At 38.3% G+C, this 21,592-nt stretch carries 14 protein-coding genes; 10 read left to right on the plus strand and 4 right to left on the minus strand.

Annotated elements, in window-relative coordinates; all coding sequences use genetic code 11:
* Positions 1-259 precede the first annotated feature (259 nt).
* Positions 260-1,732, plus strand: coding sequence for a DUF3131 domain-containing protein (locus HGR01_RS04000; protein WP_194007786.1), 1,473 nt, complete (start codon positions 260-262; stop codon positions 1,730-1,732).
* A 234-nt stretch (positions 1,733-1,966) separates the two neighbouring features.
* On the plus strand, positions 1,967-2,299 hold the full coding sequence (locus HGR01_RS04005) for an STAS domain-containing protein (RefSeq protein WP_045872681.1): 333 nt from the start codon (positions 1,967-1,969) through the stop codon (positions 2,297-2,299).
* 132 nt (positions 2,300-2,431) lie between these two features.
* On the opposite strand, the gene HGR01_RS04010 is transcribed toward HGR01_RS04005, so the two are convergent.
* The gene (locus tag HGR01_RS04010; protein ID WP_045872680.1) at positions 2,432-3,622 is read right to left on the minus strand and encodes a SpoIIE family protein phosphatase; all 1,191 of its coding nucleotides are present in this window, start codon (positions 3,620-3,622) and stop codon (positions 2,432-2,434) included.
* Between the two features lie 169 nt (positions 3,623-3,791).
* Between HGR01_RS04010 and HGR01_RS04015 the strand changes: the two genes are divergently transcribed.
* Entirely contained in the window at positions 3,792-4,211 is a 420-nt protein-coding gene (locus HGR01_RS04015; protein ID WP_045872679.1) for an ATP-binding protein, read from the plus strand.
* On the opposite strand, the gene HGR01_RS04020 is transcribed toward HGR01_RS04015, so the two are convergent.
* A complete protein-coding gene (locus HGR01_RS04020) occupies positions 4,202-9,226 on the minus strand; it encodes a response regulator (protein ID WP_045872678.1) in 5,025 nt (1,674 codons plus the stop codon). The two genes, HGR01_RS04015 and HGR01_RS04020, sit on opposite strands and share 10 nt — an antisense overlap.
* A gap of 456 nt (positions 9,227-9,682) precedes the next feature.
* Between HGR01_RS04020 and HGR01_RS04025 the strand changes: the two genes are divergently transcribed.
* The 4 genes from HGR01_RS04025 to HGR01_RS04040 all read left to right on the plus strand — a co-directional run bounded on the left by HGR01_RS04025 (position 9,683) and on the right by HGR01_RS04040 (position 13,921).
* Complete coding sequence (locus HGR01_RS04025) at positions 9,683-10,282, plus strand: cytochrome b/b6 domain-containing protein (protein WP_045872677.1); 600 nt, start codon at positions 9,683-9,685, stop codon at positions 10,280-10,282.
* Between the two features lie 189 nt (positions 10,283-10,471).
* Positions 10,472-11,194 carry a molybdopterin-dependent oxidoreductase gene (locus HGR01_RS04030; RefSeq protein ID WP_045872676.1) on the plus strand — a complete coding sequence of 241 codons (723 nt, stop codon included), beginning with the start codon at positions 10,472-10,474 and terminating at the stop codon, positions 11,192-11,194.
* Positions 11,195-11,257: 63 nt separating this feature from the next.
* The gene (locus HGR01_RS04035) at positions 11,258-12,691 is read left to right on the plus strand and encodes a bifunctional orotidine-5'-phosphate decarboxylase/orotate phosphoribosyltransferase (RefSeq protein ID WP_045872675.1); all 1,434 of its coding nucleotides are present in this window, start codon (positions 11,258-11,260) and stop codon (positions 12,689-12,691) included.
* Positions 12,692-12,823: 132 nt separating this feature from the next.
* A complete protein-coding gene (locus HGR01_RS04040; RefSeq protein ID WP_045872674.1) occupies positions 12,824-13,921 on the plus strand; it encodes an AI-2E family transporter in 1,098 nt (365 codons plus the stop codon).
* Positions 13,922-14,014: 93 nt separating this feature from the next.
* Here the strand turns inward: HGR01_RS04040 and HGR01_RS04045 are convergent, their stop codons facing one another.
* Both HGR01_RS04045 and HGR01_RS04050 read right to left on the minus strand, forming a co-directional pair.
* A complete protein-coding gene (locus HGR01_RS04045) occupies positions 14,015-14,704 on the minus strand; it encodes a hypothetical protein (RefSeq protein WP_045872673.1) in 690 nt (229 codons plus the stop codon).
* 64 nt (positions 14,705-14,768) lie between these two features.
* The gene (locus HGR01_RS04050) at positions 14,769-17,429 is read right to left on the minus strand and encodes an EAL domain-containing protein (protein WP_045872672.1); all 2,661 of its coding nucleotides are present in this window, start codon (positions 17,427-17,429) and stop codon (positions 14,769-14,771) included.
* Positions 17,430-18,136: 707 nt separating this feature from the next.
* Here HGR01_RS04050 and HGR01_RS04055 point away from each other — a divergent pair.
* The 3 genes from HGR01_RS04055 to HGR01_RS04065 all read left to right on the plus strand — a co-directional run bounded on the left by HGR01_RS04055 (position 18,137) and on the right by HGR01_RS04065 (position 21,492).
* Positions 18,137-18,514, plus strand: coding sequence for a hypothetical protein (locus HGR01_RS04055; protein WP_045872671.1), 378 nt, complete (start codon positions 18,137-18,139; stop codon positions 18,512-18,514).
* A gap of 393 nt (positions 18,515-18,907) precedes the next feature.
* Entirely contained in the window at positions 18,908-20,701 is a 1,794-nt protein-coding gene (locus HGR01_RS04060) for a WD40 repeat domain-containing protein (RefSeq protein ID WP_045872670.1), read from the plus strand.
* A 473-nt stretch (positions 20,702-21,174) separates the two neighbouring features.
* Entirely contained in the window at positions 21,175-21,492 is a 318-nt protein-coding gene (locus tag HGR01_RS04065) for a hypothetical protein (RefSeq protein WP_045872669.1), read from the plus strand.
* Positions 21,493-21,592 lie beyond the last annotated feature (100 nt).

The following is a 21,592-nucleotide window of genomic DNA, read 5'->3' on the forward strand; positions in this document are numbered from 1 at the left end:
TGGTATGACTTGATACAACACAGTGACAAATTTGCCAGGGTATAGAGGAAATAAAGGGATAGAGCGGACAAGGAGGAAGGAGTAGGGGAAGCAGGGGAGCGGAGGCGGAAAACTTTCCCCATGCCCAATACTCTTTTACCCAAGCTAGTTACAGTTAGGTTCTTAGCGGTTAAGCTGTATTAATTTATCGTAGGGAATCAGAGCTATTACTAGTATTAGCAATTAAGTATGATTTGTCACGCCAAAGCAGTAAGATGTCATGACACATGATTTTGAACTACCCCCTAAAAGCTTATCTTTATTAGCTTCCGTGGGAGGGGTAGTTACAGCTATAATCGCTATCGCTAGTCTAAATTATTTATCTAAGCAGCTAACTAGTACTGATACTGTGCTAAAAACTGAAATTTCAACTTCTCACTCTGATACAAATAACAAAGCAGCACAAGCTATTGCCAAACTTGATGCTCAATCTTTAGCATTGCCTGGTACACCTGTAATTCCTAGTCAGGTGACAGTCAATACAATTCCTTATGTTGCGCCGGGAGTAGGAGCATTAACGCCTTGGGACGTTGCAACTGCTCATCAGGCTTGGTTGTACTTCCAACGTAATTGGAACAAAGAAACAGGCTTGGTCAATTCTGTTGATGGATATAACACTATAACAATGTGGGATCAAGCTTCTGCGATCGCCGCTTTCGTAGCAGCTAGAGAACTCAATTTTATATCTGCCACAGAATTTGACCTCAAAATTGGCAAAATGTTGGATACTCTAGCATCTTTGCCTTTATATAAGGGAGAATTGCCTAACAAAGTCTACAATTCTCAAACCCTAATACCTGTAGATTACGGTCATCCAGATAAAAAAGCCGAAATTGGCTGGTCGGCTATTGATTTGGGACGAATGGCAATCTGGCTCAAAATAGTGGGCACAAAATATCCGCAGTTAAAATCTAAGTCTGATGCTGTCTGGCAGCATTGGCACGTTCAACGTCTGACTAAAGACGGGCAAATGTATGGTACAAGCGTCATCGAAGGTAAGGAACAATATAACCAAGAAGGACGCTTAGGCTATGAAAATTATGCCGCCTATGGTTTAAAACTGTGGGGTTTGGATGCCAATGAAGCTTTAGATTATCAGTCTGACGTTGCCTTTGCAAATCTTTACGGCAAGGGTGTACCCTTCGACCAGCGTAACTACGAAAATTCGGGAGCTAATAACTATGTTTTGAGCGAGCCTTATATTCTTGATGGCATTGAAACTGGCTTTCAAGCTTTACCTAAAGCTTATGCCGATCGTGTTTTAGCCGCTCAAGAAGCTCGTTATCATAATACAAAACAGTTAACAGCCGTTTCCGAAGATCACATAGATCGTCCTCCCTACTTTGTTTACAGCAGCTTGCTTGTGAATGGCGAACCTTGGGCGACCATAACAGAAACTCAAGAAAAACACAATAATTTGCGCTTTCTCAGTACCAAGGCGGCGATCGCTTGGCATGTGCTTTATAACAATGCTTACACTCGTCAATTATTTGATTTTGTACAAAAAAATCTCAAGTCTGAGAAAGGTTGGTATAACGGTTTCTACGAAGATTTACAGCAGCCAAACACTTCTCTAACTGCTAATAATAATGGTGTAATTCTTGAGAGTTTGCTTTATAAGCATGTAGGCAAGCCACTTACAGTTTGGGCAGGGGTAAAATCAGGGCGTTCTTCTGGCAAAAAATCGCCCTAATCCTAAATTGATCTTCAAAAATTAATTTTTTTAATATGCTGCAACGCCATAAAAAGACGCTAATGAGAGCGATTGCATTCTTTCTCATTGGCACATTTTTGCAATTTTGATTTTATTTACTCTGCTACTACAATCTGCTTAGTCTAAACGCCAGCTATATATCTTGCAGATTCGATTAATTGAGTGCCAAAATAATAAAGTGAAATTTTATCTACATAACAGGAAATTTGAGCAATGAAAATAAAATTAACCATTATAGAGCCATCAGGTATTTTAGATGCTATTAGGGGTAATCAATTGCGTCGTGAAGTTAGCGACATTGTTACCAAGCAAACAGGATTAGACGTATTATTGATTGACCTCAAAGACGTGAGCTTTATTGATAGTTCTGGTTTAGGCGCTTTAGTTTCAGCTATGCAGATAGTACGCAATGCTAATGCGAAGCTCTTTGTGTGTTCTGCTAGTTCACAAGTCAAAATGTTATTTGAATTAACTAAAGTAGATAGAATTATTCAAAACTTTGCCGATCGTGAGGAATTTCAACGCCATGTATTGTCAGTACAGTGAAATATTCTAGAGTTAATTGGGGTATAATATATACAAATTTTATTATGACAATTTGGCGTAAATAAATAGACTGTTGTAAGCAGCCCAAAACTCTAAATTAGAGATTGTTGAATTCTCTGCCGAGTTACTAACTTAGCCAAAGCTTACCTTCAGCAAAGATAAATCATCTGCTAGATTTTTTTGAGTATTTAAAGATAAAATCTGGGCTAATACTTGCTGCAGCTGAGTAGTCTGCTCAGTGCTACATTTGATTAACAATTCAATAAAAGCATTGATACCCCAAAGCTGTCCATTAGGCTGATGAATTTCGTAAGCACCATCGCTAAAAATGTATAAACTGCTGTGAGCAGAGATTTCAACAGTTACATCCTCAAATTCCACATTAGGAACAAAGCCAATAGGTAGATCTAAAGAACTTAGCTGTTTCACACTAATGTCTGTTGTATCTATTCCAGATAACAATACTGCGGGTGGATGTCCAGCACTAGCGTAGATTAGGTGACGTTTTGAGCAATCGTAAACTCCATACCAGATGGTAAAGTACTTATCATTGTGATGGCTCATAGGAAAGGCTTGATTGAGAGCGTAAAGTACTTCTTTTGGTTGACTAAAGTTAGTGTTGGGTAGAGACTGCGATCGCAACACATTCAGCACAGATACAGACAAGAGCGCTGAACCTACCCCATGTCCTGATACATCCATCAGATAAATGGCTAAACGATCGTCATCTAGCCAGTAGTAGTCAAAGCAATCACCACCTAATTGCGCCGAAGGAATAAACAGTGATTCTGTTGTGACTGTTCCCAGCATTGGGGATGGTAAAAGCGATCGCACATAATCAGCAGCTTCAGCTAGTTCTGCTTCTAAAATTTGCTTTTGAGTTTGCAGGTTTTGATTGAGTTGCTCTAAAGCCTGCTTTTGAGTTTGCAAATCTTGATTTAGTTGATGTAGCCTTAACCCTGCTCTCACTCTTGCTTTTAATTCATTCATCTCTATTGGCTTCGAGACAAATTCATCTGCACCAGCATCTAATCCTAGAACTCTATCTTTTTCTTCTCCACGAGCTGCACCTTTAGCCGTTAGGAGAATAAAAAAAGTAGTTGCTAATTCTGGATCGGCTTTGATGCGACGACAGACCTCTATTCCGTCCAGTTTCGCCATCATCCAGTCACATATAATTAAAGCAGGAGTTATGCTCCTTGCTAGGGCGATTCCCTCTTCTCCATTGCTGGCTGTCGTCGTATCGTATCCTTGGTTTTGTAGTGTTCTTTTTAGTGCTATACGTACTATAGGATCGTCATCAATTATGAGAATTTTAAACATAAGTTTTATTTAAAAAGCTTCAATTTAATTGTGCATAAAATTAAGATTATCACTTATATTAATTAATCAAACTGTAATTAAATATTATATAATGAAATATTAAAGTTGCTAGTTTTGGTTTTGACTTAATGTAATCAGTAATCAATAAATTTGACAGGTTAAAGTTACAGTGAATCATAAAATCCATCTCAAAGTTGATACAGATCTGAATAATTCTGCACAGGTTTTATCATGGTTTGAGCAGATAAATAGACCGCCAATTTCTGATGCAAAAATCTGGTGGCAATGCCAAACTTTGCTGATAGAAGGTTTTGCAAATATTGTGGAACATGCACATAAAAATTTACCTGTAGAAACCCCTATTGAATTAGAAGCTGTGCGTTCAAGCGAACATATAGAAATCAGAATTATGTCGAAAGGGCCTGCTTTCGATTTAGCTCTAAAATTACAAGAAGTAGCGGAATTTGAAGATAACGATCAAGAGCGTGGACGTGGATTAAAAATCATGTCAGAAATTGCTGATCAGTTAACTTACGAGCCAACAAAAGATGCTCGTTACTGTTTATTTATTAGTAAATATTATTGCTGATTTTGGTGCAACAAAAAAGCTTGAATTTGGCTGATATATTTGGTTAACTCATCAATTAGCTTCGCAGTACCTCTACGTTCTTGTTCGTGAGCTAGTTGTTCTAATTGTTCTGCAGCTCGGCGCATAGGTGTCACACCCACATTAGCACTAGCACCTTTAATGTGATGAGCTTCTTGTGCTAGTTGTTCAAAATCATTATTCTCGATTGCGGCTTTAGTGATATCTAAATGAGTATGAGTATCTTCAACAAAAATTTCCAATAACTCAAATTCAAATTCTGTATTGTCTTCTGAAAGTTGATGTAGGTGTTCCCAATCAATTAGTAAACCTAGTGGATTCGTGTCTGTAGTCTTGGCTTCAGGTTTACAAACCACAGTATCCTGTGTTTTCAAAATTATACTTCCCCAATAGTCTAACATGGCTACAAGTTTGTCTTTAATTACTGGTTTACTCAAATAGTCATCCATACCAGCATCAAGACACTTTTGTCTATCTTCTTTCATCGCATTAGCAGTCATCGCAATCACTATAGGACGACGACGGCTAGCAAAGGCGGTTTCTGGCAAACGATGAATTTGTCTTGTGGCATCTAAACCATCAAGCACAGGCATCTGACAATCCATAAAAATTAAGTCGTAGGGAACTTTTTCTAATATTTCCAGTGCCTCTTGACCATTAGCCACCACATCCGCGCTATAGCCTAAGCTTTGTAATAGTTTGATAGCGACTTTCTGATTGACTAGATTATCTTCAGCTAGCAGAATTTTTAACTGAGATTTACTGGCAACTTTAGTTTGTATAGTTTGCACAGAATTAGACATTTTTGTAACTTCTGAATTATCGAAATTATGAGGTTCTGTCCCGTTTCCTAAGTTATTCATAATAGTATCCAAGAGGCGAGATGGCTTCACAGGTTTGACTAAATAAGCAGCAAATCCTATTTGCAGTGATTGTCTAACTTCATCCCTTTGATTAGTAGAGGTAAGCATAATCAAAGGTATCTCACCAATGGCAGAATTGGCTTTAATTTTGGCTCCCAAACTTATACCATCTGTGTCGGGCATTTGCATATCAATCAAAGCAATATCATAAGGCTGTGACTGCTGATAAGCTTTTTGTATAGCGCTGAAGGCAGCTGCTGCACAGTCGGCTGTATCTACCTGCATTCCCCAACGGGTAGCTTGATGGTAGATGATTTTACGATTAGTCGCATTATCATCCACAACTAATAAACGACGATTCTTTAAAAATCCGCGATCGCTAATTGGCGCTACAGGCTGGATTTGCTTGGCAAAAGTCACTCGAAACCAAAACTTTGAGCCTTCACCTAGCTGACTTTCTACCCCAATTTCTCCCCCCATTAAAGTTACTAGTTGTTTGCAGATAGCTAACCCTAAACCTGTACCGCCATATTTACGGGTTGTGGAAGCATCAACTTGAGTAAATGGCGTAAAAAGTTTGCTTTGGTCTTCAATGGAAATCCCCAAACCTGTATCTGTAACCGCAAAATAGATGGTAGCTGTAGTTGGAGTTTCTGATTCTAATGCGGCTCGGACTAAGACCTCACCTTTAGTAGTAAATTTGATAGCGTTGCTGAGTAAATTCATTAAAATTTGTCGCAGACGGCTAGCATCCCCTTTGAGGTAAGTAGGAACATCGCGTTGAATTAATGCTCCCATTTCTATCCCCTTACTATGAGCTTGGGGAACTAATAAATCGATTACCTCTTCCACACAGGTTGATAAATCAAAGTCTAGAGTTTCGAGAACCATTTCCCCAGCCTCTAGTTTGGATAAATCCAAAATCTCGTTGATTAACGTTAGTAAAGCATCGCCACTAATGCGAATAGTTTCCACAAAATCTCGCTGTTCGGCGTTTAGCACTGTGTCTAACAACAAACCAGTCATCCCCAAAACTGCATTCATGGGGGTACGAATTTCGTGACTCATGTTTGCTAAAAAAGCACTTTTAGCTTGAGATGCCAACTCTGCTTGACTGCGAGCACCTTCAAGTTCTTGTCTTTGCAGAGTTTCTGCTTCTAGCAATTTAGCATGAGCTAAAGCCATAGCAATTTGGTCAGCTAATTCTCGCAAAAGTTCAGTTTCCCAATTAGTCCATTGCCGCGGATGATGGCATTGATGAGTAATTAGCAATCCCCAAAGTTGACTTTTTAAGATAATGGGCACAACTAAGTTAGCTTTCACCGCAAATTGCTGGAGCATCTCGATATGGCAAGGTTGAATCTGAGATTGCTCAATATCGTTAATGGCACTAACTCTGCCTTGGCGGTATTTGTCAATGTAATTTTCGCTAAAACAAGGATCAAAGATATTCTGCCCCATAATTGCAGGCAACTCAGGCATCACTACTTCTTTGAGCGTTGTAAAAGAGCCATCTGATTCTAATTGCAATATTAGTACTCGGTCTGCCTTCAGCAGCTTTTGCACCTCTGTCACACTGGTTTGTAGAATTTCATCTATTTGTAAAGACTCCCGAATTTTGAGAGTGATATCAGCTGACAGTTGCGATCGCAAATTTTGGCGTTGGAGTTCTTCTTCTCCCTGCTTGCGTTCAATAAACTGACCCACTAAGTTACCAATAGTAGTCAGACTCACAAGCAAATCTAAATCTATTTGCTGCTTCTCCCGCTTGAGAAAAGCAATCACACCAAAAGTTTGGTTGCGGCTATAAACAGGGAAACCAAAAGCAGTTTGCAATCCTGCTTCAGCAATCTGTTGGTAGGCACAATTGGGATCTGCCAACAGATCATCAATCCAAACAGGTGTATTATCAGCCCACACACGACCAGGTAGACCTACTCCCAAGGCAAAAGTGGTTTGTCGGGTAAATGCTTCCAACTCTGATGTCACCAGAGATGATGCATACCAAATATCAAGACAACGCAAAACATTGGCTTGTTGATCCACTAACCACATTTCCCCTGCATCCCAACCCAAACTCTCACATATTCCCTGCAAAATCAGGGGAATAGCTTCAGCAATATTATTAGCGGCGGTTAATACGCTGGTTGCGGCATATTGAGCATTTAGGTGTTGTTCTGCGCGTTTGCGATCGTTAATATCATGTGCAGTGCCCATAATTTGGCACGGCGCACCATCGGCTCTGCGCTTAAAAATAGTTTCACGATGCCAAAACCATCGCCACTCGCCGCTACTATGTTTTAGTCGTTGTTCAAACTCTACTACTTCGTTGTCTTTGAGTTGTTGAGCAGCCTCGAAATATTTCATTCTGCTGGGCAAATAGTCAGGATGAATAATATTACTCAGAAAGTCTGAGCCCATTGCTGTAATTTCTTCTGACTCGTAACCCAAATATCTACTCGCAGGTTTGTTGGTATAAATAGCACTCATGGTGTCCAAATCGAACACATAAATCAAACTGGGTGAGTTGTCCGCAATGCTTTCGGTAAACCACTTGCTATCTTGCAAAGCGGCTTCTGCTTTTTTGCGTTCAGTAATATCAACCCCTGTACCAATCACATATTCAACCTGCCCAGCATCATTCTTGAGGATGGTGTTTGACCAGGCAAGCAACCGCAAACTACCATCTTTTTTCACCCAGTAGTTTTCGTACTCATGGAGAAATTGACCACCTTGTAGCTCTTGAAAAACGGCTTTAACTAGCTCTTTTTCCTCTGGAGTCAGCAAGATGTCCCAGAAATTTTTACCCCTAACTTCATCAAATGAGTAACCAGTAGTTTGCTCACAAGCTTGATTGAAGCGAACAATTCGCCCTTGCGCGTCGAGAACAATCACTAAAGCTGCAACTGTATTTAAAATTTCTGAGATTAAATAGCGCTCTTGTTCTATGATTGCTTCTGTTTGCGATCGCTCTTTAATTTCGCGATAGATCAGATAGTAAACTACACTGAGAATCATAAAACATAGACTAATGGCGATGACGATTGTCAAAATTGTCTGCGCCCCACTGATTTTGGCGGCTACAGCATATTGTTGATGTTGCTGGCTGTCTTCATTTCGCATCTTTGCCATCAGCTTGCGGATCTCATCCATGAGATTGTGACCGCGATTGCTCAAAAATAACTGCCTACTAGAATCAGAAATATTTTGCTGACGAAAATCTATAGCTTGCTGAATTGCTGCGAATTTTGCTTTAATTAATCTTTCCAAATGGGCAATTTTTTGCTGTCGTTGGGATTGCTTGCCCGATATTTTTTTTAGTTCTTGAATTTGGAAATTAATATTACTAACTGCTTGTTTATAAGGTTCTAAATAAATTTTATCTCCTGTGAGCAGATAACCAAATTCTCCATTTTCAGCATCTTTGAGGAGAGATAGCAGTTTTTCTTGAGTAAAAATTTTCTCTTCTGTAGTTTTTTCGGCATTAAGATTTTCAATAAATATTTTTGTATTACGATAGGACGATATACCAGTTATTACTAATATGGTAGATACTAGTCCTAATGCTGCCGCAATCTTTTTTAAGAATTGCATACCTGTCTTTTTAATATATTTATTCTTCTGATATGGCAGCCCTAAACTTGCTAAATCGCGTCGCAGTTCTAGTTGCCTAATAACATGGCGGCCTAAAATCCGTAAGGCTTCCATCTGTTCTACAGTTAGTTCTCTTGATACATAATCAATTACGCAAAGCGTTCCTAAAGCATATCCCTGACTATTAATCAGAGGTACACCTGCATAAAAACCTATATGCGGATCTGACGTAACTAAAGGATTCGTGGCAAATCTTTCGTCAGTTGTGGCATTAGGAACCACAAAAACCTCAGATTGTAAAATTGCATGGGCACAAAATGAAATATCGCGGGGGGTTTCTACGGCTGTTAAACCAACTTTGGATTTAAACCATTGACGGTTACTATCGACTAAGCTAACTAGGGCAATGGGAGTGCCACAAATATACGATGCTAAATAAGTCAGGTCGTCAAAAGCTGCTTCAGATACTGAATCTAAGATCCGATACTGGGAAAGTGCTTCAAGTCTCTGTGCTTCGTTATTAGGTAATGCTGCTTTCATCCTTGCGCTTGATTTGTAGGTCAAAAGACCTCAATAAATCGATCGTGCTGAACCTGCGATCGCTGTCTAAGTAGTTTGTCGTAAAAATACCCAACATATAGAACAGAATTTATACATTAAAAAACTAGGATTCATATATTAATAATGATACTTTTTTACGAAAATCGTTATAGTAAGTTCACTGATTATGGTATATATACAAGTCTTTTGATTTTTGAACGCCAGTTGCTACAACGCGGGAAATCCGTGCAACGCACTGGCTGCTTTTGACTTTTGACTTCCGCCTGCTGGTTAGAGCGATCAAATAAATGACAAAAGTCTGAAATAATTAATAGTTAACTGCTAATAAAAAATAAGAAAACAAGTTTTGTAGTCTTCTAGCTATCACAGCTTTGCATAACTGCTTAGACAACGCAAAGATTGTTAATTTAAAATTGTGAATTTGGAGTAAGCAACGTGACTGCGACTATTCCTTCTAAACCACGAAAGTTACCAAATCAAGCAATAGGAGCTAAAATTTTCCACTGGATTAATATCATTAGCTTGTTTATTATGCTGACCAGCGGACTACAAATTTATAATGCTAACCCGGTTTTTGGTGGGCGTGCAGGTATACATATTTTTCCTTTATTTACATTAGGAGGTTGGCTGGCTGGGGGTAGACATTGGCACTTTTTTGCTATGTGGTTATTTTCGCTGAATTTATCATGGTATGGAGTTTATGTTTTCATTACTCGCCGTTGGCGACATAGATTTGTGGGTAGCAATGATGTAAAAGCATTACAGAAAACTCATAACAGCAAGCGATTAATTTATGCTTGGCATCGCATTGTTTATACAGCTATTATTCCTATCTTACTTTTGGCTTTATTTACTGGTATCGGTATGTATAAACCTGCCCAATTTTCCTGGATTGTGGATTTATTTGGCAGTTGGCAAGGATTGCGTATTGCTCATTTTGCTTCAGTACCCATTGTGATTGTATTTGCGATCGCCCACTATTTCCTAGGACGGAAAGCTGGGGGTCAAGAACTTACAGATTCGATGTTTTGGTAACTTGGTATTCATCACCCTTTTTATCTGAGATTGGGTACTACACACCACAACAGCTTGCAGATACATAATCAAAAAAATTAATCTAACTCTTGTGAAGCAAGAATTTTACTCTCTACTATTGTATGAATATTGAATAGTCCCAACTCTGCCAATTCTATGTTTAGCTAAATTATTTTTCGGCTTTTTAATATGGGTTTAATTCGCAGAAATATTCCTCAATTTACACGTCGGCAATTTTTACAAATTTCTGGATTGTCTAGTGCTAGTTTATTACTTGGTGGCTGTGGTACACCTAGCTTTGAAGATTTGGTGGGTAAATTATCGGAACCACTCAATCAAAAGGTAGAAACTTTCATCTTTAAACCACAAAAACCAGTACCAGAATTTTCGCTAAGTCAAATTCAACCAGAAGCGTTAATTGTGAATAGCTTTAGGTCTACTCCGATTATTGATGAGGAGAAGTATCGCTTAATTATTGATGGTGAAGTTAATCAACCTCTGAGTTTGACTATGGCAGAAATTCACGCTTTGCCGCTCACTTCCATGATTATTCGTCATGTTTGTGTAGAAGGCTGGGCTGCGATCGTGCAGTGGGGTGGTGTATGTTTAACAGAAATTCTCACACTTGCCCAGCCCAAAGCAAATGTTAAGTATGCTTATTTTAAATCAGCCGATGGCTATTATGAAAGTTGGGATATAGCATCAGTTTTACATCCCCAAACTTTATTAGCTTATCAAAAAAATGGAGAAGCTTTACCGATTGATAATGGCGCGCCTCTGCGTTTAGCTTCGCCAATTAAGTTGGGTTACAAACAGAGTAAATGGGTAACTCAAATTACACTAACTAGTTATTTATCACCTTTTAAAGGCTATTGGGAAGACCAAGGCTACGAATGGTTTGCAGGACTTTAGTAGCAATTACTATTAGTTTTTAACTTTTAACTTTTGACATTTGACTTTGGACTCATAATAACCATGAATTTTTTTGATAAGCTGCAAAATAATATTACCCATAACCAAAGTCTACTATTTGTAGGACTTGACCCCAATCCAGAAATGATGCCCAAGCGCTATGTAGATGAAGATATGATAGCGGGATTGTGGAATTGGTTGCAATTTATTATTGCTGAAACTGCTGATTTTGTCTGTGCTTATAAACCAACATTCGGCTTTTATGAGGCTTTGGGAATTCCTGGTTTAGAACTGTTGCATCAAACTTTAAAAGCGATTCCCCAGCATATACCAATTATTTTAGATGCCAAGCACAGTGATTTAAACACTAGTACTATTTTTGCCCGCACGGTTTTTACAGAATGGCAGGTAGATGCTATTACTCTTAGCCCCTATACTGGGCAAGATCATGTAGCACCGTTTTTAGTTTATCCTGATAAAGCAGTCTTTATTTTATCTTGTACATCTAACCCCGGAGCTGAAAGTTTACAGCAATATCCTACTAACGAATCACCGCTATATTTACAGGTAGTAAAAGAATCAAGAAATTGGGGTACACCAGAACAATTAGGTTTAGAGGTGGGAACTACCAATCCTGAAGTTTTGGCATTGATTAGAGCCGTAGCCCCTGAAAGAATAATTATGGCTCGTAGTATCTGGGCCCAAGAGAATAATCTGAATGAAATTTTAGCTTCAGGTTTGAATGATCACGGTGATGGCTTGTTGATTCCTGTACCTCAAGATATGTTAAGTAGCCCACAGTTAGCTCAGGAAATTGCATCTTTAGGAGCAGAAATTAACTTAGCCAAAAATCACATTATTCAAGAGAATTCAAGCTGCTCTGTGTGGCTACCTGATGTGTGTTCTTTTAACCAACATCCACAGCAAGATTTAATTTTACAACTGTATGATATTGGTTGCATTATGTTTGGTAGTTTCGTACAAGCATCAGGAGCAACATTTCCTTATTATATTGATCTACGGAAAATAATTTCCAATCCGCAAGTTTTTAATCTAGTACTGACTGCTTATGCAGAAATTTTACAAAACCTGAATTTTGATAGGATAGCAGGTATTCCCTACGGTTCTTTACCAACAGCAACAGGGTTAGCTTTACGTCTGAATTATCCGATGATTTTTCCACGCAAAGAAGTAAAAGCACATGGAACTCGTAAGGTAATTGAAGGTAACTTCCATCCTGGTGAAACTGTTGTGGTTGTGGATGATATTCTCATTAGCGGTAAAAGTGCGATGGAAGGAGCAGAAAAATTACAATCTGCGGGATTAAAAGTTAATGATATCGTGGTATTTATCGACCATGAAGCAGGAGTTAAAAATAGGTTAAAAGCAAATGGTTACAACAGTTATGCAGTTTTAACCATTTCGGAAATTACAGAAACTCTGTATCAAACTGGACGTATTACTGAAGAGCAATTTTTGGCTTTTAAAGAAAGCTAGTGCAGCTAATAAAAAGTCAAAAGTAAAAAAATATTTTTATCGGCTCATCAACATTGAGGACTGACATACGATCGCAGTTGTAAATTAACTTTCTCTTTGCTAATCAACATCAGAGTTTTGTAACTAAATATTATGAATTTCTCACTCAATCAACTAATTAAAGTATTAATTTTAACGCTACTATTTCCTTTAGTGTTTCTTAATGGTTGGCTATTATTTAAATTTTTTCAATATTTTCAACCAATAGTCACGATTTTTGTCTTGGCAAGTTTGTTTGCTTTTATTTTAAACTATCCAGTTACACAACTACAAAAACGCGGGTTTAAACGTAATTATGCAGTAGCACTAGTTTTTATCTCAGCCTTATTAATTTTAATTGGTTTAGGCATTACTTTATTTCCCCTAGCTTTGGAACAATTTAATGAAATGGCTAAACTTTTGCCTCAATGGATTGATGCTAATGAGGCAAAAATTCAAGCTTTCAATCATTCTCTGAGTAATCAAAGGTTAAAAGTTAATTTGGGTCAAATACTCACTCAGATAACTAATCACTTACCTGATGAATTAGAATCTATATTTAATAATTTTCTGATTATTATCAAAGATACTATTGATAGTGTTTCTGAAATAATAGTGACAGTTGTTTTGACTTTTTATCTATTAATAGATGGGAAGAGAATTTGGGAAGGTATTTTTCACAAAATACCCAGTGAGTCTGCTCAAAAAGTGAGAGAATCTCTGCAACAAAATTTTCAAAATTATTTAATTGGTCAAGTAAGTTTAGCTCTATTGATGGGTGTAGCTGAAACACTATTATTTTTAGCTTTTCAAATTCAGTTTGCTTTACTATTTGGGTTAGGGGTGGGAATTTTAAGTTTAATTCCTTTTGGTGATGTCGTCAGCTTAATAGTAATTATTTTAATAATAGCGTCCCATGATATTTGGCTAGCTGTGAAGATTTTTGCAGTCGCTATTATTATAGACCAGGTAATCGACCAAGCGATCGCACCCCGTCTGTTGGGGCGGTTTACAGGACTTAGACCAGTATGGGTAATAGTTTCTTTATTAGTAGGAACTTATATTGGCGGCTTGTTGGGTTTACTAATTGCAGTACCTGTAGCTGGTTTTATCAAAGATGCAGCCGATGGTTTTATATCTCTCTCTGATGATGCCAAAAACACTATTGAATCCCCAAGCCTCCCAGAAATCTTAACAGAAGAATCCACTTAAATTGCCAATAGGGTAACTAGCTAAATAAATGACTTTTGAATTTTGTACAGACGCGATTAATCGCGTTTCTCCGACTCTCGATTAATTCCATACTCAATTATCTTTCCTAGCAATCTTCAACATCATATTGCCACCTAGCTGTAATTCATAATCAACTTTTGCAATCTCTACACTGTAACCTGCTGATGTGTAATGCTTTACTATCTCATCTAAATATGCAGAAGGTTTTGACATTAAAGTCAGTAAAGGAAATATTCTGATTTCTTGAGCAATTCGGAGCATTTCTGCAACCGAATTGAGATGGAAATCATAATCAAAGTGGTCAGAATATAAAAATAAAAAATGTGAACAAAGAGCTAAATCAAATTGTTGATTTTGATAGTTTAAGCTTGGCAATTCACCAATTATATATCTGCAATTATGCTTGCCCAACTCATAGTCAGCAATAAATTTTTCCATAACTTTTACCCGATGATCACGCAAATTATCAGGCGATTTATGATGGCTCCACACCCAATTATTAGGCGTAGCTTTCACTTGGTCAATAATAGAATCAACTACTTGATTAAATCTAGCTAATATCTCTTTAGCAGAAAATTGATATAGAGGATCGACCGAAATCACGCTGTTACCTAAAAGAGTCATTTCCGCATTAAAACTTGCTGGCCCATCCCCAATACCAATAATTTTTTTATTTAAATCTGCATTCGTTAAATTAAACATTTTTACATATTCATCCATTGACCTCCCAAAAGGAACAACTTTATCTAAAACCATCGCCATAAAATTATCCTCATAAGTAGAACCTCATGAAGATAATATAATATTTCTATTTAAATTTTGGATTTTACTGAGCTTCAGTATACTTATTTTTCTCTTTTATAAGTATTTCTGTGGCTTTATCGGCAGCAACCGGACGGTAGAAAAGATAACCTTGTACATCTTCACAATTGATAGATTTCAAGAATTCTAATTCTTCAGCTTTTTCTACGCCTTCAGCTGTCAACCTTAATCCTAAATTCTGCCCTAATACCACTATTGCTTTGATAATATGAGCTACCTTATCATCTCTGGTTAACTCTTGGATAAAAGACTTATCAATTTTTAAATGATGTAAGGGTAAAAGTTGTAGGCGAGAAAGGGAAGAATGACCTGTACCAAAATCGTCGATGGAGAGGTAGACACCCATCTCTTGGAGAGCATCCAACACATTTCGCGTAAACTCTAAATCTTCAATTGCAATTGATTCTGTAATTTCTAACTCTAAAAATTTGGGTTGTAGACCTGTCTCTTTTAAGATATTATTTAAAATTTCCACTAGATTAGGTTGACGAAACTGTTTAAGAGAGAGATTAACAGCAACTGTCAAAGGAGTAAATCCAGCATCTTGCCAAGCTTTATTTTGCTTACAAGCTGTCCTGAGTACCCATTCGCCAATGGGGACAATTAATCCGCTTTCTTCCGCCAGGGGAATAAACACGCTAGGCGCTACTAGTCCCATTTCTGGATGTTGCCAGCGTAAAAGAGCTTCCATGCCAGAAATTTTTCCGGTGATAATATTAACTCGAGGCTGATAATACACCATAAATTCATCCCGCTCTAGAGCAAAACGCAAACTCTTCTCTAAAGTTAGGAGTTCGGGTGTTTTGATAGATAGAGCTGTGGTGTAAAATTGGTAGTTATTTCTACCTGCATCTTTTGCGTAATACAAAGCGGCATCCGCGTGCTGTATGAGGGTTTCCGCATCAGGACTATCTTCATTCAGCAGAGCAATCCCCAGACTCGCACTCACATAAAGTTCGTGTCCCTCAATTTCAAAGCAATTTTCTAAGGCTTGTAGAATTCTTTGAGATACTTGTGTGACTTCGTCAAGATGATTAATTTGAGGTAGTAAAATCGTGAATTCATCTCCCCCCCAACGGGCAATGGTATCCCCTGCTCTTAGACAATCTCTCAAGCGTTGAGCCACAGATTTTAACAGAGTATCCCCTAATGTATGACCCAAAGTATCATTGATTACCTTGAAACGGTCTAGATCGAGGAACATGACAGCTAGACTGTCATAAGTGCGAGTTGCGTTAGGTAAAGCTTTATCGAGTAATTCGTTAAACAGCAGGCGGTTGGGTAATCCTGTCAGTAAATCATGTAGCGCTTGGAAGCGAATCTTTTCTTCGACTTGCTGACGTTGCCAAGCGGCATTAATACTAGCTGCCATAGTTAACAGCGTGGATTCTTCATGCCTTGACCAGCGACGCTCTTTTGAACAGTCTGCCAAGCCTACATAACCCCACAACTTTTCCTCCAGACGCAGAGGTACTAGGAAGATAGATTGAATACCATCGCGAGCCAAAATTTGTTGTTCATCAATGGGAAATTCTTGAGTCAGTCCCATAATCGACTCGCCACGTGAGAGTGTGCTGTACCAACTGGCCAATTCAGAAGATTGATAAGAGAGATTCTGCCAATGTTCTAATGATGGTTCTATGTTTGAGCCCGTCCATTCAAACTTGAGGCTGAATGCTAATTCCCCTGTAATTGGGTGGATATGATTTCTAAAGAAATAAGCACGGTCTACTTGAGCAGCTTCACCCATCATAGTTAGAGCTTTCTCAATCCCGTTCTGATAGTTCATTTCCACCAGCAAATAATTGGCCGATTCGGCAACTGCTTGTAGTAGCCTGTCTCGCTGACGCAATTCGGCTGCGGCTTGTTTTTGCTCGGTAATATCCCTAACTATAAAAGTTCTAATTAAATCACTTTCTGCCAGATAATGAATAGATTGTTCAAAAATTTCTGTGCCAACTTCTACCTCGCGCACAAAAGAATTTTCAGAATTGGCATCTCGATTCTTAATTGTATTGAGCAATCCTGATAATACTGGATGTTTTTCCCCAAATTCCCGCAGGTTAGGAAACTTGACAGATGCAGCCGGATTTAAATAAATGACATTTCCCTCTATATCCATTTCAATAATGGGATTAGGAATGAGTTCGGGAAAAGATGCTAGGCGTGCAAGTACAGTTTCGCTAGCTCCCTCAAAAGTAGAATCTGGCGAAATTAAAGTTTCAAAAGGATTAACTGGATTGGCTTGTTCGGATAAAAAGCTAGATATATCTTCTACTGTAATCGATTCCGAAAATGCTTTTTCGGAAATATTAGAAATAGCATAATATTTGGCATGAACTTGGTTATTACCAAATGCAATTACATCTCCATTTTGCAGATTATGCGAGAAGCATTTGTTGCCATTGACAAATACGCCATTAGTACTTTTTTTACCTTTAAAATCACCATCAATAATCCGAAACCCATATTGATCGGTTTCGGGAATCGTTACTCTTAATAAAATGGCGTGTTGCCTGGATACGGAGCGCGAACGTAGGACAATAGCGTTTCTCGAATCTCGTCCTAGCGAATAAGTAGCATCTTGAAGAGGGATGGTGCGTTGCCCTTGTAAGTCTTTGACAACCAAAAGGTGACGTATTTTTTCCCGTTCATGTTCTGGCATGTCTTTTCCTCACATTGTCATATCTTCGGTCTTTTTTGGCAAAATAAAACTTCAATAAGTCCTAACTTTGAGCTTCTATTTACTACATAGAGCTACTCAATAACTACGAGCGGTATTTATAAAAGGATAGACTGGAATTAATTTGTAATTTAGCTATTGAATGCAATATTTCCAATTATTTAGTACCAGTATTTCCCTAAGAATTTTAAAATTAGTCTCAAATCACTAGAAGATGAAAAAAATTCGTCTTACAGCCCAATTTATCGACTTTTTTATGTATTCACTCTCAGAATAAATTCAAATACCTCGGATTATGTATGGTATATTTGCGGATTTTTGTTTAAATTAGGTAAGAAGCAAACAACCAAAAAGTTATAGTCAAAGGGTGGTTGCCTTGAAAAATTGATAATGTTCACAGTATAATTGCTGAATATAAGGAATAATATTATCACAGAGCATTTGATTTAGCTTACTGAGAAATACGATAATCTGGGTTTAGGTATTAAAAGCATGGGGAGAGAATGGCGAATCAGAAAAAATTCGCATCCTTCCTAATGCACAAATTTCATTCTGAGCGATCGCATGAGGCTACTGCAAAAGACACAGAAGCGCTTGCTTCATTGAGTAATTATACTTAACTCTAATGTAGGAAGTATTTTTTTTAGCGATCGTGCGACTCTAGACAAAGACTCATCTAGGACAAACTTATGGCTAAAAAATCTAAAGACAGCCTAGAGCAATCCTCGGATATCAGAGTAGCTGCTACCTCCAAAATCTGGGGACTGACAGTAGGAATCCTCGCAATTTGCATTCCGCTTTCAGCTGTGACCAGAAGTGGTGCAATTCTACCTTTAGCGGCTATTGGTGGTGCAGCAGCTGGTACGGTAGCAATATGGCGTTCTGATGATAAAAAATCCAAAAATGGTTATCTGCAACAGCAGCAGATAGAGCTTTTAGAAGCAAGAATAGCAACTTTAGAAACTATTGTGAGCCACAATGATTTTGATTTGCATATGAAAATTCAAAATTTAGAGGCGAACAACAGTATTAAAAATGCCCTACCACAAAATCAATCGGAAAATTAGCCAATATTGATAATTTATACTCTCTTAGGTATTTTCAGAGTCAGTAAATTACAACTTCTTGACATGGCTATTTTATAATCTAACATTGCTGCTACTCTTTGTGTCCGCTGCCAATCACACCATTTTTTCCTTTAAGAACTGTTTCCATCGAAACAGTATGTTATTCTCCATTGTAGTTAGAATAATTTGACATCAGTTAACTCTCTATACCTCAGCCATATCAGTTAATGATATGTTTGGGTACTATTTAGGTGCATCATGACCGTGAACTCATGCTGATGCTTGTGTTCTATGAAACCGATATAATTACTGAATTTTAATCAATAGAGATTATAAACTTGAGTAATTAGATTGGTATAGCTTACCGTAGGTATGCAGTAATGTGCCGCTCTCATGCAGATGGATTGGATTAGCTTACTCAAAGCTCAACAAGCTGACTTCCTTAACCGCGTCAAAAAACTAAAAATAAATGACTTATCTATACTGAAAAGTCATGTGAAAAATTGTCATAGTGAAATTATGACAATTTGGGGTGAGCCATTGGCAAAACTGCAAAAGTTGTCTTGTCAACAAGCAGAAATTCTGGCCAAAAATCCACCGCCAACACCACCTGAATATCCAGAACCGCCTGATTGGACAATCCCTTTTCCGCAACACTTTCAACAGCAGGCGGAAGATTATATTTTGCGGGAGCAAATTGTTGAGCAGGTAATGGTGGAACGCCTTGGTAAGTTGGTAAAAAAAGTGTCGCAAGACACTATTAGCCACATAGCTTTAGATGATGAGGGCAATTTACGGGGTGAGAGTAAATTTTCTTATTTGCTTGCAGCTAACCAAAAATTGACTATTCAAGTTTATGCTGCCGATGGAGAAAGTTTTAATGGGATTAAGAAAAATAAGATTAAGTGGTCAGTTACTCAAGAGGATATAAAAAAGCATCATGTATTAATTTTTCTTTGCTTGTTGTATCCGCAAAGTAGTCAATTAGGCGACGAAAAACAAGTAGTACTTACTGGGTTTTTGCCTACAGAGCAGGTGGTATGTAATGAACCAAAAATCTTCGTTACACCGACTGACTTGTTGTATGCAGGGGGATTAAGTTGGTATTTAGAATCACTAGTAGGCAAAAAAGATGTAGCCCTAGTGGTCAAAGAAAGAGCGATCGCACCTAAAATTGACACTATCCCATCTGAACATCCCCTGAAGAGTATCGTAGGTGACTGGGAATACTGGCAAACCTTGCAAGGGCACACGAGAGGAATTAATTGCCTGGCTTATTCTGCGAGAATACCCACAGCCAACATGAATAGCTGTGACCTCAATAGAAAGCCTCCCATATTAGCCAGTGGTAGCCGTGGTGAAACAAAACTCTGGGATTTAACTAGAGGTGAACTAATCGAGACATTGTCAGAAGCGCCTTGGGTGGTATCTGGATTAGTCGATGAAGTGAATTCTTTAGCCTTTAGTACCGATGGACAGACTTTAGCCAGCGTTGGTGCTGATTCTACAATCAAGATATGGCACGTAGGTGCATTAGATTTAATCGATATTTTACACAAACATCATGGCGTAGTGAGATGCGTAGCTTTTACCCCAGATGGCAGAATGCTAGCTACTGGTGGCGATGACAGAAAAATCCTATTTTGGGATTTGATGAAGCGACAAGTAGCGATCGCTCTTTCATTAGATGATACCGCAGCCCATTCTCTCGCCCTCAGCCAAGATGGGCAAATTCTCGTCACAGGTAGCTATCGCAAAATCAAAGTTTGGTGTACTTCTCATTTAGCTGAGGTAAGCAATTTGCAGGATGTGCCACCACTCTACAACCTCATGGGCCATTCTCATATTGTGCGTTCCCTAACTATTAGTGCTGATGGTAAGCTACTCGTTAGCGGTAGCCGGGATCAGACAATCAAAATTTGGCATTTAGAAACCGGAGAATTAATTAATACTCTCAAGGGACATAGAGATGAAGTCTGCACAATCACCTTAAGTCCTGATGAGCAAATTATTGCCAGTGGGAGTGCAGATAAAACTATCAAGTTATGGCATTTAGCAACGGGAGAACTCCTAGGCACTTTTACCGGACATACTGACACAGTCACCGCAGTAGCGTTCACAGCTTCTGGCGAAATGTTGGTAAGTGGGAGTTTAGATAAGACGATTAAAATTTGGCAACGAAGTTAAGCAGAGATTCTACCAATTCAAAATTCAAAATTACGAAAGCCTAATTCCAAAAGGCTTTCTGCGTTTCTATTTGTTGCTGAATTTTGCTGAATTGGTATTAGTCGTTTATTTGTAGAGACAGGGAAAAGGAAGAAAATCTTTGTCATTACCCCTCTAGCTTGAAAGTGCTGAGTGCTGAGTAACAATCCCCGCCTCGACTTTCATGGAAGGCTTGTGAATTTTTTTCATGAGGACTTCTGTCCCTGCTTGCGAAAGTGATTAATTATTTTTATTGGGAATTCCCTAATGCGATCGCTATCTCTTGAGCAATTAAAAATTATCTTCCTCAAGACTTAAAATAGTTATTATTTGTCCTTACAAAACAAACTAAGTGTAAAGTAAGGTTACAAACCTTGGAAAAATATTGAGAAATTGACCTCTTGTCAAACCTGGCTCTAAGGTAGAACCTATAGGAGAGACTTGAGGCGGATGTGATGAACATGAATAATATTCAAAACTATCGGTTTGTCTGTACCTTGACCTTTGGCGATATCTACGGTCAAATCATCGTTTGGTTAATTACAATTACTATAAGTTTGGCATCAGCTTTGGCGCTAATGGGTGCCAGAAGACCAGTTTATGCCTTAGCTACTGTTGGTCTGGTGGTGCTGCTATCGCTGCCTTTCTTGTTATTTGCATTTGTAACTACATTGTTAAATCATATTGAATTAACTGCTGTAGGGCCAGGAACAAAAACTGAACCGATTCCAGGAAATGTTTCCCAGCAAAAACCAGTACAAGCAACTAGCTGAAAAAATTTGCAGGATGAAGGATTAAGGATGAAATTAATCCACTAATCAAGGGATGGGTATGAACGCGGAAAGGCAATATCTTTTCTACTCAACGTTGCGT

It is taken from the genome of Tolypothrix sp. PCC 7712, assembly GCF_025860405.1.
Classification (GTDB): domain Bacteria; phylum Cyanobacteriota; class Cyanobacteriia; order Cyanobacteriales; family Nostocaceae; genus Aulosira; species Aulosira diplosiphon.